Origin of the sequence: Pseudomonas sp. B6001 (assembly GCF_013386015.1) — a bacterium.
In the GTDB taxonomy this organism is placed as follows: domain Bacteria; phylum Pseudomonadota; class Gammaproteobacteria; order Pseudomonadales; family Pseudomonadaceae; genus Aquipseudomonas.
Window position 1 is genome coordinate 44,912 of sequence record NZ_JACAOX010000030.1, and the last position, 16,722, is coordinate 61,633.

General features: G+C 60.5%; 12 protein-coding genes. 8 read left to right on the forward strand and 4 right to left on the reverse strand.

Translation table 11 applies throughout. The features are described from left to right. Positions 1-45 precede the first annotated feature (45 nt). The 3 genes from HX821_RS26760 to HX821_RS26770 form a co-directional block, all read right to left on the reverse strand. Complete coding sequence (locus HX821_RS26760) at positions 46-2,313, reverse strand: autotransporter outer membrane beta-barrel domain-containing protein (protein WP_177036893.1); 2,268 nt, start codon at positions 2,311-2,313, stop codon at positions 46-48. Between the two features lie 232 nt (positions 2,314-2,545). Further along, positions 2,546-4,579 (reverse strand): hypothetical protein, encoded by a 2,034-nt coding sequence (locus tag HX821_RS26765; RefSeq protein ID WP_087694387.1) that lies wholly within the window; start codon positions 4,577-4,579, stop codon positions 2,546-2,548. 144 nt (positions 4,580-4,723) lie between these two features. Then, the gene (locus tag HX821_RS26770; protein WP_177023332.1) at positions 4,724-6,715 is read right to left on the reverse strand and encodes a hypothetical protein; all 1,992 of its coding nucleotides are present in this window, start codon (positions 6,713-6,715) and stop codon (positions 4,724-4,726) included. A 277-nt stretch (positions 6,716-6,992) separates the two neighbouring features. Here HX821_RS26770 and HX821_RS26775 point away from each other — a divergent pair, with 277 nt between their 5' ends. The 5 genes from HX821_RS26775 (at position 6,993) to HX821_RS26795 (ending at position 12,187) form a co-directional block, all read left to right on the forward strand. After that, entirely contained in the window at positions 6,993-8,051 is a 1,059-nt protein-coding gene (locus HX821_RS26775; RefSeq protein ID WP_177021196.1) for a LacI family DNA-binding transcriptional regulator, read from the forward strand. 88 nt (positions 8,052-8,139) lie between these two features. After that, on the forward strand, positions 8,140-8,922 hold the full coding sequence (locus HX821_RS26780) for a sugar phosphate isomerase/epimerase (protein ID WP_177036895.1): 783 nt from the start codon (positions 8,140-8,142) through the stop codon (positions 8,920-8,922). After that, positions 8,915-9,859 (forward strand): sugar kinase, encoded by a 945-nt coding sequence (locus tag HX821_RS26785; RefSeq protein WP_177036897.1) that lies wholly within the window; start codon positions 8,915-8,917, stop codon positions 9,857-9,859. The genes HX821_RS26780 and HX821_RS26785 overlap by 8 nt, the downstream gene beginning before the upstream one ends. 55 nt (positions 9,860-9,914) lie before the next feature. Further along, complete coding sequence (locus HX821_RS26790) at positions 9,915-11,210, forward strand: MFS transporter (protein WP_003214078.1); 1,296 nt, start codon at positions 9,915-9,917, stop codon at positions 11,208-11,210. Beyond that, positions 11,210-12,187, forward strand: a complete 978-nt coding sequence (locus tag HX821_RS26795; protein WP_177036899.1) for a D-glycerate dehydrogenase — start codon at positions 11,210-11,212, stop codon at positions 12,185-12,187. The genes HX821_RS26790 and HX821_RS26795 overlap by 1 nt, the downstream gene beginning before the upstream one ends. A 148-nt stretch (positions 12,188-12,335) precedes the next feature. Here HX821_RS26795 and HX821_RS26800 read toward each other — a convergent pair whose 3' ends face one another. After that, entirely contained in the window at positions 12,336-13,961 is a 1,626-nt protein-coding gene (locus HX821_RS26800; RefSeq protein WP_177036901.1) for a methyl-accepting chemotaxis protein, read from the reverse strand. 235 nt (positions 13,962-14,196) lie between these two features. On the opposite strand from HX821_RS26800, the gene HX821_RS26805 reads away from it, so the two are divergent. Genes HX821_RS26805 through HX821_RS26815 form a run of 3 tightly spaced genes read left to right on the forward strand, consistent with a single transcriptional unit; the run spans position 14,197 to position 16,655 of the window. Then, the gene (locus HX821_RS26805) at positions 14,197-15,624 is read left to right on the forward strand and encodes a nucleobase:cation symporter-2 family protein (protein WP_177036903.1); all 1,428 of its coding nucleotides are present in this window, start codon (positions 14,197-14,199) and stop codon (positions 15,622-15,624) included. Between the two features lie 13 nt (positions 15,625-15,637). After that, a complete protein-coding gene (locus HX821_RS26810) occupies positions 15,638-16,099 on the forward strand; it encodes an LEA type 2 family protein (RefSeq protein ID WP_003214086.1) in 462 nt (153 codons plus the stop codon). Positions 16,100-16,103: 4 nt separating this feature from the next. Next, positions 16,104-16,655, forward strand: a complete 552-nt coding sequence (locus HX821_RS26815) for a GNAT family N-acetyltransferase (protein ID WP_087694381.1) — start codon at positions 16,104-16,106, stop codon at positions 16,653-16,655. Positions 16,656-16,722 lie beyond the last annotated feature (67 nt).

Sequence of the window (16,722 nt, forward strand, 5' to 3'; positions counted from 1 at the left end):
CACAAAAAAAGGAAGCCTCGGCTTCCTTTTTCTTACCCCTGTTTCCTAGAAATCGTAACGCACTCCCACATTAACCCCCCACGGCTGATCCACCTTCTTGCCCTGGGCATGTTCAATATCAGCGTGCAGCTTGACGTTCTTCGACACCGACATCGCCACGCCCGCTGCCACTTCAATACGCGAACCGAACACATCGTTGTTGAAGCGCTGGTCGTTCACCTTGACCTTGTTGCTGTGGTTGAACTCATGGGCCAACGCTGTACGCAGGTAGGGCTGCAGCACCCCGCCGCTCTCCAGCTGGATATTCTTGCCACCTGTCACGCCGAGCTTGCCCACCACGGAGGCGGTGCGATCCCCCTTGGCCTGCAGGCCATTGTCCAGCTCGTAACTTTGCGCCTGGATAATCGCTGTGCTCAGTTGCGAGTACGGTTCTACAAAGTAACCATCGTCGAGCTTGATATGCCGGCCGACTTCCGCCGATGCGCTCACGGCATTCTGCGTGTAGTTGCCCTTGGCACGCTTGCCGTCGCTCATGGTCACCTTGACCTCGTTGTGCAAGCGGTTGAGCTTGACCACGCCGTCGAAGTACAGCCCGCTCTCGTCGTCGATCCAGGTGGCATACCCCCCCAGGTAGTAGCTGTTGACCTTGCCGCTGCCGGAAGTGTTGGCGCTGATGTCGGACGTGCTGTGACCCGCCATGACACCGGCCATCCACTGGCCATCTCCGCTCGACAATGGCGCATCGGCCCCCAGGCTCAGGCCACGCTGGTTTTGCGTGTAGCCACCACCGTCCTTGTTCCCGGCTACCTCGTATTTGTTGCCGTAGCCACGCATCCAGAACCCGTTGCTCTGGCCGTCGCTGAAGCGCAGTTCACCCATGCGGGTACGCAGCAGGGACATCTCGCCGTACAGCACGGTGGGGGCCGTGTTGAACAACGCCATCACGGTTTTGGTGCTGTTGCTGGTGCCACGACGGTTAGGGTCGAGGTACCAGTCGGTGTCTTCCTTCTTCAGCCCGTAGGAATAGGCGCCCACATCCACGGTGTCGCCGTCCAGCGAGAAGTGCGCATCGCCACCTTCGGTGTGCACCACACGAATCGGCAAGGCACTCGCCAACTCGGAGCCGGTCGCCGCCAACAGCAGGCTGTGGTTGCCCGTGGCAACCCCGTTGACGTTGAGCAAGTCGGTCTGGCCGGTGCTGAAGTCGGTGTGCATCACATAGCTGCCGTCACCCGACAGGCTGTTGACGTCCAACTGGAAGAACTCATCGGCGCCGCCAAAGTGCACGGTGCCGCCGCCCATGACCAGGTCGCCGACTGAACTGTCATCCACCAGCATCCAGTGGGACGCTGAATTGACGCTCAACTCGGCGACGTTCTGCAGTTTGCCGGTGAGCCAGGAGCCATTGTTGAGCTGCAACCTGGCGGTGCTGCCGTCTTCGACCACCACGTCACCGACCAGGAAGCTGCGGTCGACGTTCATGTTGGCGGTGGCGCCGTTCATGACTTCCAGCAGCACACCGTTTGCGCCGGTCAGCGTGGAGCCATTGAGTACATGAATATCAGCAAGGGTGGATTCCCCGGGCCTGAACGAGCCGACCTGAATCGCCGAACCGGTCTTGCCCTCGACGCTCGAGCGGTCGAGGATCAGGCTGCTGGCCAAAGTCGGGTCGTTATCCACGCCCATCTTCACGCCAATGTCTCCACCAACGATGCTGGTATTGAACGCACGGGCCTGGCCATTGAACAGTTCGATACCCACGCCATCATCTGCGGTCGCCTCGACACGCGAATCGGTCAGGTCCAGCACACTGTGGGCACTGGCCGAGGCACCGCGGGTGCTGCCGGTGATGTGACTGTTGAGGACCGTGACGCTGGAACCATTGGTGGCGCCCAGGGAACGGGCCGCTGCCAGCCCGGTTCCGTTGTTGTGGGTAACGTTGCTGTTGGTGATCAGCACGTTGCTGCCCGTGACATGAACCCCGGCCCTTCCCGAATCCCGCGCAATGACGTCCGAACCATCGATGCGGATGTCGGAGTTGATTGCGGCAATGTCCCGGGTGCTGCTGCCGGCATTGACAATCAGGGTTGCGGAATTGGCAGTGATTTGCAGGGTGGGCACTCCATGAACCGTCAGGCGGGAACCTGCACGCAATTCAAAAGTGTCAGGGCGCGGGCCAGGCCCCACCGTTTCATCCGGGCCGGTCACGACACGCGCTTCGGACAGCTGCGCCATGAGCATCAGCAGTGTGACGGCCTTGGCCTTGAAGGCAAGGCTTAAGGGAGTTGGTTTGAAATTGAATGGAGCTGACATCTTTACGGACCTCTGGGTTGGCGTTCCTTTACGGAAAAAAACTGGCCGGTTCCGAAAAGCGTGTGGACCCTGCCAATCAAGCGGCGCCCAAGGTACCCAGAGCTGTTCCCAACATCTGTAGGACTAATCCCAAGGTGCTGTGCTGAAAGTGAATGCAGTTTGTAGTCGACCCAACGGCAAAAATGCCAAAGAGGAGCAAGGCTCCTCTTTGGCATTAGGGCTCAAACAAGTATCAAGGAAGCGGGACGGCAGTACCGTCGCAGAAAAAGCCATTCGTTCCACCTATCCGAACCCCGCGAACAAGAGGATGCGCTTCATCGGAAGGTAATGGTCCTTCAGGCAGGTTGATGGTGTACCAGATCCGCGCGGAGCCGGCCAGCCTTGCACCCGAGTTGGGCTGGATGGGTTTGTAGATGGTCTCATAGGGCCCCAGGAGCAACTCGAACCCAGAATTGATCATGGCTTGCGTGAGCGGTATGGAGTCCACACGACCCACTGCTGCCGGGACCGCTACCATTCCTGCATTGTCGCTGTAGCCTTGCCAGTGCAGCGTAACCACCATCCTCAGTTCAAAGTGCTCCGAAGGCGGGATAAACACCACAACGTTTCCGGGAGGATTTTCAGGCCTGAACGTAGCGCAGTTGATCGCCCCTCCGTCCGACAGATGTCGTACCACCGGCGGGGCAAGCTCTTTGAAGTTGGCATTCACCGTCACCGTCGTGTCAGGGGAAAACTGGCGGTTGGTGCTGGCCCCTTGGGCAATGGTGTAGAACACCGTCTTGCGGCCATTGCCATGACGCTCAATGAAGCTCCACGGGATTGAGAGCGGAATCACCTGGCCAGCCGAGGCGCCGGTCACCGGTTGGGTAGCAACGAGTTCGCCCGAATAGTAAAGGCGGATCGTAAAGTCGCTGGCATCCGGTGTGGGTGCCGTACTCCATAACGTTACCCGAGCAATTGCAGGCCGGTTGGCGTGGTCGCGCTCCAGTTCGTCGTCGGGGCCCTCGGTACCGGTTGCGTCCACCCCGTTCACGACTACGGGCAGCAGGTCATCGTTGATCGGGTCCGGGCCAATGGGAGTGGGGCCGACAACAAACAGGTCCAGGTTGACGGTGGTGGTCGGTGTCGCCGGGTTGTTGACAGACCGCCGCCGCACCACATAGGAAACCGTCAACGGCAATAGCCCTCGAGTGGCCCCATACAGGATTTCCAGCACCCTGTACGGAACGTAAACCTCCGCCGGGAAACGGCTGTTGCCCAGTGGCTGGGCCTCCAAGTTAACGGTGGTGATGCTTGTCCTCAATGTGACGAGGAATTCATCTCCATCGACGCCGCGCAGAAAGTTCGTATATTCAGGAATACGCACGATCATGCCGCCGTCCAGCGCAACGTCCGCCCGATCAATCAATACATCGCCGGGGGGAGAGGTTCGGTCAACCAGGGGGGCCAGCAGGTTCTCGGGCGCTGGAAACAGGCCCACGTCCATCTCGTAGGCAGTCGAAAGCCGCGCCCAATTCCCTGCCGCGTCGAACAACTCATACCGCAAATTGCGCAGGCCATCCGGATTGGCGTCAACCACGGATAATGGCAATGGAAAGCTCAGGTCCGCAGGCAGATTCCAGCGTGGCGAAGGATCGGGCGGGTTGGGTGCATAGGGCGTATCGGAGCCATTATAGTAAAGATACGCCCAATCGCCGTCTGCCCGACCATGCGCCACATAATCCGGGATCGTAAACACTGCAGACTCATTGGGCTTGCTTTCAAAGTAGTCGCGGTCGGCAGGTGTCGGCAGGTCGGCAGGCGGAATCGGCGCCGGCGGTGCATCGGGGGAAATGGCATACGGTGGTGTCAGGTCAACGACAATGGTCTGCGGATCTGATTCGGAATGGTTGTCAACGCCACGTACGTAAATTCCGTACTTGATTTGGTACCGCCCCGCGGGCCGCCGACCTTGAGCAATGTTCACCACTGTCTCAGGCCCTGGGGCAGCAACGGTGAACCTATAAATGGGCTCGCCCCACTCGGTGTCATCGAAATTTTTCCACCAAACACTGACTTGATCGTCAAAAAACGGATGGGTATCGGCGTCAGGCCATAGTGGAATAGAGAAATTCAAATTCTCACGCAGGTTGTACTCCCGTGAAAGCAATCCAGGGTAGCCAGGCACCTCACCTTCAAGAATACCATCAGCCAAGGCGTCATCACTCGTATTGGCACTTCGATTCTTTGCATAGTTACGGATAAAGTCGAGCGTGTCCTTTTTCATTACGTGTCTCCAGATATTAAGACGAATTACATCTCACCCACACTTCCCTACCATTGACGTAGCCGTTCGCGTCGCGAGACAAAGCGCTTGCACGCCTATCACACGCCGACTATTCCCTGCACAACAACAAATACATCCAGTCCTTTAATCTTTGACCAACGTTGCCTTTCCATCACTGGTGCAACTAATGACATCCCCGGGTTTACAAAACCCACCCGTTGGAAAGGTCAGGTCGACACGGATATGTCCGCTCCCCTTGACGTCTGGCCGGGAGTCACCCACCTTGCCCAGGTTGCGCCACACTTCGAAACTGGCGACAGCTGAACCGTATTCGCGCATAGGCTCCAAGGTCCGGTCGAACGGTTCCACCACAACTTTAATACCGTTATCAATATGGGGTTGCAGCACTTGGATGGTTTCTTCGTATTCAGTGCCAGCAATAGGATCAACCCAGTTATTACGCGCATAGCCTTGCCAGTGAAAACGCACCTCGTCGTTAAGTTGCAGGCCGATATTGCCCGGAATCAACCAATGCACGCCATATAAAGGCGAAGGCGAAGAACAACAGGTCACATACTCGCTAGTCAGGGTGTGCTGAACTTGCGGAGGAGTAAAATCAATCAGCGCCGTCACATCGACATTCACAAAAGTTGGCGGCGACTGTTGTTCGTTGACCCCATTACTGGTGAGGTAATGGACCGGCAGACGTGGATTGACCGTCCCCTCGATCAGATTCCAGGGAATATCGGTAAACCACACCAACTGCCCTCCTACCTCCCCCAACTGCACGGGATGGCTGGCCACCGGGCCAACACCGTTCCAGAACAGACTGAGCAATTGACCCGCAACCGGATCTGCAAACAAAGGAACATATGCCTGGGCAGCCAGCCCACGATCCAGATGATTGAGCTGATTGGGAGTCTTGGAGCCGCGCCCTATCACCGTGACGCTGGCCAGGGTCGGGTTAAGCAATGCGGGCGCATTGGGATGGTCCTGGCCGGCAATCGTCAGGTCGACATTGAACCGTTCCGATAAGGAACGAAATGGAGGCAGGGCTCCGCGAATGATTTCGTAGCGCACCACCGCCGCTTCGGGAATCAGTACAGGCGCAGGCCCCCTGAGGGTCAGCCATGGAATTTCCACATCACAAGGGAAGCTCAGTACTGGCTGCGGGACTGTCGGACGGGCATTCCAGTAGGCGATTACCTGGTCCCCCGGCGCCCAATCGTCGTAGGCGGGGTCAATGCGCATGAACACGCCACGACGTGCATCATCGCGCTTGATCAGGCCGTCGTCGTATGCCGGTGGCCGAATTTGCGGACGCGGCAAGTTGCTCGGCAACGGCGTCAGTGCCAGCTGAAACAGCAGTCCGGCACTCTGGCTGCTGAAATTGCCTGCCTCGTCAAAAATGCGGTAGAAAATATAGGCGTCACCGTTGTTCAACCTGCGAAAAATATCGGGGTCCACGTAAGCAACCAGCGGGTCTGAGGCTAACGCGATCACGTACTCGGCGTCCGCCGCGCTTAGCGGCGGGTTATCCCGGTTGGACAGGTAGAATTCAATCCGGTCCCTGTCCGCGCGCACGGTGTAGAACGGAATATTGAACGCCACCGGCACGTTATCGAGCAGGTATTGCTCATCGACGTTCGGGGTCGGGGCAACTACAAAATCCACAGTATCCAGAGGGTTCAGTAACTCAGGCGAGTCCAGATCGATGGTGAGTGTTCTCCTGGGATTCAGCACACTGACGCCGCCAAAGGAGTCCTGAACCGTGTAGTAGAGTTGCGCGGTGCCGGAGCCCTCGTCAGTCAATCGTGACAGGGGCACCTCCAGTGAGATCATCGCTGGCAAAGGGGGTGGCGGGCCAAACACCTGCCGCGAATCAACCTCCTCATCGACACCCGCCCACACCCAGCGGAGGCGCACGATGTGCGGCTCATCCAGCAGCGGCTCGGGTCGCGGGTTCCACATCGGAATGTTGACCTGCAGCGGGCCCTGCAGGCGCGAGCGCGGGATCACGCCCCGGGGGTCACCACTGTCGACGCCGGGTATGTCCATCGGGTCCAGCAACACAGTGCCCCCGTCGTCCGCGCCCAAGGGTTTGATCAGGTAAGTGGATTCAGAGACGTCAGACATGGGTTTAATCCTCAACACGGTGGACAGTGGCCTGCCGGCAGGCGGCGTGTGTATACCAAGTGGCGTTGAGAGAATTAAGCGCCCGATTCCTCCGGCCGGATACTGTCAGAATTAACAGGTAGCCCCCTCCATTCGTCGCTTTTTGCTCGGCCTTGCTGCCAGGGCGGTTACTGAGCAGCGCTTGACGAAATTTCCTACTTGGTGTTTCCTGAAACCGGTTTCAGCAATTGGTTTCGCCTTGGAACCCAGATAAATCCAATAAGAAAGGCCCGCCGCCGTGACTACTTTTTCCGCCGCCCAACGCAGCCGCGTGACCATGCTGGACGTCGCCGAGCGCGCCGGTGTGTCCAAGGCCAGCGTGTCGCGCTTTATCGGCGACGACCGTGCCCTGCTCTCCGATGCCATCGCCCTGCGCATCGAGCAGGCCATCGATGAGCTGGGCTATCGCCCCAACCAGATGGCCCGCGGCCTGAAACGCGGGCGCACCCGCCTGATCGGCATGCTGGTAGCCGATATCCGCAACCCCTATTCGATTGCCGTGATGCATGGCGTGGAAACCGCCTGCCGCCAGCACGGCTACAGCCTGGTGGTGTGCAACACCGACCGCGATGACGAGCAGGAGCGCCAGCACCTGGCGGCCCTGCGTGCCTACAATATCGAAGGGCTGATCGTGAATACCCTCGGCCATCACCTGGACCAATTGCTGGAACTGCAACGGGAAATGCCCCTGGTGCTGGTGGACCGCAAGGTCGAACCGCTGCACAGCGACCTGGTAGGGCTGGACAACCGGGTGGCGGTGCGCATGGCCGTGGAGCATCTGGAACAGCAAGGCTATCGCGACCTGCTGTTGGTGACTGAAGCCACCGACGGCACCAGCTCGCGGCTTGAGCGCCTGGACAGTTTCAAGGCGGAGATGACCAACCGTCCGACGTTGACCGGCGCCGTACTGGAGTTGGACGGCGAACTGGAACAGCGTCTGCAAAAGTTTCTAGGCAAATCCGGCCCCAAGGCGTTGTTCTGCGCCAACGGAATCGCGGCACTGGCGTGTACCCGTGCATTGAAAAATCTAGGCTGCGACCTGTTTGATGACGTGGGCCTGATCGCCCTGGATGACCTCGACTGGTACCCGCTGGTGGGCAACGGCATCACTGCCCTCGCCCAGCCCACCGAGGCCATCGGCGCCAGTGCGTTTGACTGTTTACTCAAGCGCTTGCGCGGCGATAGCCAGCCCCCACGCACCCTGGACTTCTTGCCACAACTGATTATCCGGGGCTCGACCCAATCCCTTGTGGGAGCTGGCTTGCCTGCGATAACGGTTTCTCCGGCGAAGCAGTAGGCGGCTGACCGCCGCCATCGCAGGCAAGCCAGCTCCCACACGTTTATGTTGCGAATAAAAATGAAACCGGTTTCAGAGGTCCACAACAATGCATAAATACCCCGTCTCCATCAGCCTTTCCAGTTACGGCGCCGACCTGGTCCGCCAGCAAGGCCAGTTGAGTTTCGTCGAGGTGCTGGCTGCCGCCGGCGCGCAACGCATCGAATGGCGCGAAGAGCTGCTGACCACCGAACAACCCCATGAGCTGGCGCAAGCTGCAGCCGATCAAGGCCTGGAGTGCGTGTTCTCATCGCCCCTGGAACTCTGGGTGGCCGGTCGCTCGCAGCCCAATGCCGAACTGGCCGTCACCCTCGACCGCGCCCAGGCATTCGGCGCCCGCTGGCTGAAAGTCTCCCTGGGCTATTTCACCGACACCAACGACCTCGACAGTTTGAGCGCCCTGCTCAACCGGCATCCGGTCAAGCTGCTGGTGGAAAACGACCAGACCCTGCACGGCGGGCGCATCGAGCCGATGCAGCGCTTTTTCAACGAAATCGAGCGGTTGGCGGTGCCGGTGAAAATGACCTTCGATATCGGTAACTGGCAATGGCAGGACCAGTCGGCGACCACCGCTGCACGCCTGCTGGGCCGCCACGTGGATTACCTGCACTGCAAGGCCGTGGCCCGCCGCGCCGACGGCAAGCTGGTGGCCCTGCCGCCGGGCGCCGCCGACCTGCATCTGTGGGAACAACTGCTCAAGCACATGACTCAAGGTATTACCCGGGCCGTGGAATTTCCGCTGCAAGGCAATGACCTGGTGCCGGTCACCGCCCAGCAGGTCGCCGCCCTCGCCGTCCTCGGCCAGCCCCGCGTGGAGAACGCACATGTCTGAGATCGATATCCTGTCGTTTGGTGAAACCATGGCGATGTTTGTCGCCGAACAGACCGGCGACCTGGCCCAGGTTGCCCAGTTTCACAAGCGCATTGCCGGCGCCGACAGCAACGTCGCCATCGGCCTGTCACGCCTGGGCTTCAACGTCGCATGGCTGAGCCGCGTGGGTGCCGATTCCCTCGGGCGCTTCGTGGTGGACACCTTGCAGAACGAAGGCCTGGACTGCACCCATGTGGCGGTGGACCCGCTGCACCCCACGGGTTTTCAACTCAAGTCCCGCGAGGAAGCCGGCGATGATCCGCAGGTGGAGTACTTCCGCCGTGGCTCGGCCGCCAGCCATCTGTCGGTCGAGGCGATCAAGCCTGAGCTGTTGCAAGCCCGGCACCTGCACGCCACCGGCATTCCGCCGGCGCTGTCGGATGCCACCCGCGACCTGTCGCGCCAGTTGATGACGCAAATGCGCGAGGCCGGGCGCAGCGTGTCCTTCGACCCGAACCTGCGCCCGTCCCTGTGGGCGAACGAGCAACGCATGATCAGCGAAATCAACGCCCTCGCCTGCCTGGCGGACTGGGTGTTGCCGGGCTTGGGCGAAGGCCGCTTGCTCACCGGTTTTGAAGACCCGGCCGACATCGCCGCGTTTTACCTGGACCAGGGCGTGGAAGCCGTGGCCATCAAGCTCGGGCCCCACGGCGCGTATTACCGCACCCAGCTGGACCAGGGGTTTGTCGCCGCCGTGCCAGTGGCCAAGGTGGTCGACACGGTCGGCGCCGGCGATGGATTTGCCGTGGGCATGATCAGCGCGCTCCTGGAAAACCTGAGCTTCAGCGAAGCCGTGCAGCGCGGCAACTGGATCGGCAGCCGCGCGGTGCAGAGCCGTGGCGACATGGAAGGCTTGCCGTTCAGGACCGATCTGGCCCACACCCAGAAAGCCGGTTAATCAGCATCACCGAGTTACCTGTTGCCACAACTACAACAAGCTCAGGAGCAACCTTATGGAACCGTTGAAACTCGCCACCCGCCGTTGGTGGTACATCATGCCCATCGTGTTTATCACCTACAGCCTGGCGTACCTGGACCGCGCCAACTACGGCTTTGCTGCCGCCTCCGGGATGGCCGAAGACCTGATGATCACCCCGGGCATGTCGTCATTGCTCGGCGCGCTGTTCTTCCTCGGCTACTTTTTCTTCCAGGTGCCCGGTGCGATCTACGCGCAGAAACGCAGCGTGAAGAAGCTGATTTTCGTCAGCCTGATCCTGTGGGGCGGCCTGGCCACCCTGACCGGCATGGTGTCCAACGCCTACATGCTGATCGTGATCCGCTTCATGCTCGGGGTGGTCGAAGCCGCCGTGATGCCGGCGATGCTGGTGTACCTGTGTCACTGGTTCACCCGCGCGGAACGCTCGCGGGCCAACACCTTCCTGATCCTCGGCAACCCGGTGACCATGATGTGGATGTCGGTGGTCTCGGGCTACCTGGTACAGCATTTCAGCTGGCGCTGGATGTTTATCATCGAAGGTTTGCCGGCGGTGCTGTGGGCGTTTATCTGGTGGAAGCTGGCGGATGAAAAACCCGCAGACGCCAAATGGCTGAGCGCCCAGCATAAAAAAGACCTGGAAACCGCCCTCGCCGAAGAACAAGTGGGCATCAAGGCGGTAAAGAACTACGCCGAGGCCTTTCGCTCACCCAAGGTGATCATCCTGGCGCTGCAGTTTTTCTGCTGGAGCATTGGCGTGTATGGCTTCGTGCTGTGGCTGCCGTCGATCCTCAAGGCCGGCCTGAAAATGGACATGGTCGAGGCCGGCTGGCTCTCGGCGCTGCCGTACCTGGCGGCGGTGATCGGCATGCTGGCGGTGTCCTGGGGCTCGGACAAACTGCAAAAACGTAAACGTTTTGTGTGGCCACCGTTGCTGATCGCCTCCATCGCGTTTTATGCGTCCTACGTGCTCGGCGCCGAACACTTCTGGTGGTCGTACACCCTGCTGGTGATCGCCGGGGCCTGTATGTACGCGCCTTACGGGCCGTTTTTCGCAATCGTCCCGGAAATCCTCCCGGCCAACGTCGCCGGCGGCGCCATGGCGCTGATCAACAGCATGGGCGCCCTCGGTTCGTTCGGCGGTTCGTATCTGGTGGGCTACCTCAACAGCAGCACCGGATCGCCCGGCGCCTCGTACTTGCTGATGAGCGGTGCGCTGCTGGTGTCGGTGGTGTTGACGATCTTTCTCAAGCCCGGCGCCAGTGACCGCGAACGCGCCCCGCTGCAATCCCTTGAATTGAAGGTAAAGACCTGATGAAAAAGTCTGTCGTGCTCTACAAGAAACTCTCTGCACCGCTGATGGCCCGCCTGCATGAACAGGCCGAGGTCACGCTTATTGAATCGCTGGACGAAAGCGGCCTGGCCAAACTGCGTGAAGCCTTGCCGACGGCCCAGGGGTTGCTGGGTGCCAGCCTGCGCCTGGATGCCAAACTGCTGGATCTGGCGCCAAACCTTGAGGCCGTGGCCAGCGTGTCGGTCGGTGTCGACAACTACGACATTGACTACCTGACCGCGCGCGGCATCCTGCTCAGCAATACCCCCGACGTGCTGACCGAAACCACCGCCGATACCGGCTTCGCCCTGATCCTGGCGACCGCCCGGCGAGTGGTGGAGCTGTCCAATATGGTGCGCGCCGGCAACTGGAACCAGAACATCGGCCCGCTGCATTTCGGCAGCGACGTGCATGGCAAGACCCTGGGCATTATCGGCATGGGCCGGATTGGTGAAGCATTGGCCCAGCGTGGGCACTTCGGGTTCGGCATGCCGGTGATCTACCACAGCCACTCGCCAAAACCTGCAGTGGAGGCGCGGTTTGACGCGCAATACCGCAGCCTGCCGGACCTGCTCCAGGAGGCCGATTTTGTGTGCCTGACCTTGCCGCTGACGGCTGAAACCGAAGGTTTGATCGGTGCTGAAGAGTTCGCGTTGATGGGCCCGGAGACGATTTTTATCAACATCTCCCGAGGCAAGGTGGTGGACGAGGCGGCGCTGATCGAGGCGTTGCAACAGCGCACGATACGCGCGGCGGGACTGGATGTGTTTGTGCGCGAGCCGCTGCAGCATGATTCGCCGTTGTTGCGCTTGAGCAATGTGGTGGCGACGCCGCATATCGGTTCAGCGACTCATGAGACGCGGGAGGCGATGGCCAAGTGTGCGGTGGACAATCTGCTGGCGGCGCTGGCCGGTGAGAAGCCGAAGAACCTGGTGAACCCAGCCGCCTGGAAACACTGATTCCTGAAGCACCACAGAAGCCAATGTGGGAGCGGCGGTGCGACGATTCGACTTGCTCGCGAAGGCGGTGTGTCAGCCACCGAATGCATCAACTGACACACCGCTTTCGCGAGCAAGCCCGCTCCCACATTTTTGATCGTATTTCAGGTCAGATGACGAAGCGCGCCACCATCCCGTTCAAATCCACTGCCAGGCGCGACAGTTCGTGACTGGCGGCTGAGGTCTGGTTGGCACCCGCCGCCGACTGCGTCGCCAGGTCGCGGATGTTCACCAGGTTGCGATCCACTTCGCGGGACACCTGAGCCTGTTCTTCCGAGGCACTGGCGATCACCAGGTTGCGCTCGTTGATCAGGCTGATGGACTGGGTGATCTGCTCCAGGGCCACACCGGCAGCCCGCGCCATTTCCAGGGTGCTTTGGGTGCGCTGGTTGCTCTGCTGCATGGACTGCACCGCTTCACCCGTACCGCTCTGAATGCCGGCGACCATTTTCTCGATTTCCTGGGTCGATTGCGCCGTGCGATGGGCCAGGGCCCGCACTTCGTCCGCCACCACCGCAAAACCACGCCCGGCTTCACCGGCACGCGCCGCTTCAATCGCCGCGTTGAGGGCCAGCAGGTTGGTCTGCTCGGCAATCGCGCGAATCACATCCAGTACCTTGCCAATATCACGGCCCTGGGTGGCCAGGCCTTCGATCAGCACCGAGGTGTTTTGCACGTCCTGGGTCATGGTCTGGATCGCGCCGACGGTTTCCACCACTCGGTCGCGCCCTTCCCGCGCAGCCTGGTTGGACTGGCTGGACGCCTCGGAGGTGGACACCGCGTTGCGCGCAACTTCTTCCACGGCGGCCGTCATTTCGTTGACCGCGGTGGCGGCCTGGTCGATTTCGTTGTTTTGCTGTTGCAGGCCTTTGGAGGCTTCTTCGGTGACGGCGCTGAGCTCTTCAGCGGCGGAGGCCAACTGCGTGGCTGAGCCGGCGATGTGCTGGATGGTCTGGCGCAGGTTGTTCTGCATCGCGGCCAAGGCGCCGATCAGGCGGGCCGGTTCGTCCTTGCCGTCGACTTCGATGGCCTTGCTCAGGTTGCCGCCGGCGATGGTTTCAGCAACCTCCAGCGCTTTGCGCAAGGGCGTCACGATACTGCGCGTCAGCAGCCAGGCCAGCAGTACGGTCATCAACGCAGCAATCACGGAGACTGCGATGATGCCAGTGATTGCATCCTGATAACTTTGCCCGGCCTCGGTGTCGGCCTGCTTCGCGTCAGCAGCGTTGATGGCGATCAGTTTATTCAACTGCTCGCCCATCTGGTCGGTGCCGTCCTTGATGCGGCTGTTGATCAGGGCGCGCATCTCTTCGACCTTGTTCTGCTGTGAAAGGGCAACCATCTCGGCCTGGGCCTTCAGATAATTGTCGAGCGTGAGGGAGAACGTTTTGTACAGCGCCGCTTCTTCGTTCCCGGCTGGCATGCCTGCATAAGCGGCCTGTGCCGTCTTGACCTTGTCCACCAGCACACCCATGCGGGTTTGAGCCTCATCCAGAGCCGCCGGCTCACGGTTTACCAGCACACGAAAAGAGAGAATCCGCAGGCGCAGGACGTTTTCGGTCATGGTCGCCAGATACCCGACGCTGGGCAGTTGGTTGGAGCCCATGTCGACCGATGCCTGACGAATCAGGGTCATGCGGTTCGCCGCAAACACCCCAAGAATAACGACAAGCAACGCGATGAAGGCGAAACCGAGAAAAGCTCGAGGTGCGATATTCAGGTTACGAAGGGACATAGGGGGCGCTCTTAGAAGTAGTGGCTGCGAGCATCCCTGCCGCGACACGGTCAGTGGGCGTCAACGCGCCGCTCTGACCGGCTGGCGCCACTGTTGTAATAGGTATGTGGGCCTATAAACGGTATCGGCCGGCTTGAGGATTTAATGGGGGATGTTTCGAAATATTTTTTCACACTTCTGACAACTGGCACTTTCTGGCATCCTGCGCCTCCTTTTTCCTACCCGGGCCCGTATTTTGTCTGACACTCAAACCCCTCGCCCCCGTTATAAATCCGACCTGATCTACGGCCTCGACGACCGTCCGCACTTCAGCGCGGCGATATTTGCCGCCCTGCAGCACGTGCTGGCCAGCTTTGTCGGGATCATCACCCCGACGCTGATCGTCGGCGGCGTGCTGGGCCTGGAAAGCGAAGTGCCGTACCTGGTCAGCATGGCGTTGTTTGTGTCCGGGCTCGGCACCTTTGTGCAGGCCCGCAAGTTCGGCCCAGTGGGTTCGGGCCTGCTGTGCCTGCAAGGCACCAGTTTTTCGTTTATCAGCGTGATCCTCAGTGCCGGCTTCATGGTCAAGGCCCGGGGCGGCGGCACCGATGAGATCCTGTCGACGATCTTCGGCATCTGCTTTTTCGCGGCGTTTATCGAAGTGGTGCTCAGCCAGTTCATCGGCAAGCTGCGCAAGCTGATCACCCCGGTGGTCACCGGCACCATCATTACCTTGATGGGTTTGTCGCTGATCAAGGTGGCCGTCACCGACATGGCCGGCGGTTATGGCGCCAGCGACCTGGGCGCCGCCGGCAACATGGGCCTGGCGGCCCTGGTGCTGCTGACCATCGTGGTGCTCAACCGCTTCAACAACGCGTTCCTGCGCCTGGGTTCGATCGTGATCGGCCTGACCCTGGGTTTTGTGGTGGCCTGGTGGATGGGCCGCGTCGACCTGGGCGCCCTGCCCCAGCTGCCACTGATCAGCGTACCGGTGCCGTTCAAGTACGGTTTTTCGTTCGACTGGGTGGCGTTTATCCCGGTGGCGGTGATCTTCCTGATTTCGCCCCTGGAAGCCGCCGGTGACCTGACCGCCAACTCGATGATCTCGCAACAGCCGGTCAAGGGCCCGCTGTACATCAAGCGCATCAAGTCCGGCCTGCTGGCCGACGGCCTCAACTCGGTGATGGCGGCCACCTTCAACAGCTTGCCGATGGTGACCTTCGCCCAGAACAACGGGGTGATCCAGTTGACCGGCGTGGCCAGCCGTTATGTGGCGTACTTCATTGCCGGGCTGCTGGTGCTGCTGGGGCTGTTCCCGATGATCGGCGCGGTGTTGCAACTGATGCCCAAGCCGGTACTCGGTGGCGCCACGCTGATCATGTTCGGCACCGTGGCCGTGGCCGGGATCAAGATCCTCGCCGAAGCCGGCCTGCACCGGCGCAATGTGCTGATCGTGGCGATCTCCCTGGGCATGGGCCTGGGTGTGGCAGCAGTGCCGGAAGTACTTCGCGAGCTGCCCAAGGTACTGCACAACATCTTCGAGTCGCCAATCACCGTGGGGGCGTTCTGCGCTATCGTGCTGAACATCTTCCTGCCTGAGGAGTTCATAGAGTTGGAAGAAGATGAATTTGATCCGGAAGCCTCCACCCTCAAAGTGATGCAGGACCCGGACGTCACGAAATAGGAGAACCCGTTTTATGCGCAAGCTCATGGTTTTGTCACTGCTGCTGCTCACCCTGAGCGCGTGCGCGCTGTTCCCCAACCGCGACCCGGTGAACATCAACGTGGTGGGCATCGAGCCGCTGCAGAGCCAGGACCTGGAAGTGCGGTTCGCGGTGAAACTGCGCATACAGAACCCCAATGAAACCGCGATCGACTACAGCGGCGTGGCCCTGGACCTGGAGGTCAATGGCCGGCCGCTGGCGTCCGGGGTGAGTGACCAGGGTGGCTCGATCCCACGCTTTTCGGAGACGGTGCTGACGGTGCCCGTGAGCGTTTCGGCGTTTTCCGTGTTGCGCCAGACCCTTGGCTTGAGCCAGACCCAGAGTTTGAATAACCTGCCGTACGTGTTGCGCGGGAAACTCGCAGGTGGCCTGTTTGGCACCATGCGTTTTGTGGATCGCGGGACCCTGGACTTTCCCAACACTGCCACTTGGTAACGACATGGATGCGCAACCTACGCTGTATACCGAACGGCTGATCCTGCGGCCGTTGACGCTGGAGGATGCCGAGGGTGTCCAGCAGCAATTTCCGCATTGGGAAGTGGTGCGTTACCTGAATGCCCTGGTGCCCTGGCCGTACCCGGCGGACGGTGCGCGCAGCTATCTGGAGCAGGTTGCATTGCCGGCGATGGCCCGGGGTGAGGAGTGGCATTGGTCGATCCGCCTGAAAAGCGCGCCTGGGGTGTTGATTGGTAATGTCAGCCTGATGGATGAGGTGGACAACAACCGCGGCTTTTGGCTGGCGCCGCAGTGGCAGGGCCAGGGGTTGATGGCCGAGGCCAGTGCGGCGGTGACTGAGTATTGGTTTGAGGTGCTGGAGCGGCCCGTGATGCGCGTGCCCAAGGCGGCGCCGAACGTGGCGTCTCGCAGGATTTCCGAGCGGACGGGGATGCGGTTGGTCAGGACCGATGAGGGGCAGTTTGTCGCTGGGAGTTTGCCCAAGGATATCTGGGAGATTACCCGGGAGGAATGGCTGGGGAGTCGGCGGGGCTGAGGTGGGTTTTGGGTGTATATCCGTTATTTGGGTAACGGCTGATAGGGGTTCCGCTCTTACAGCGGCT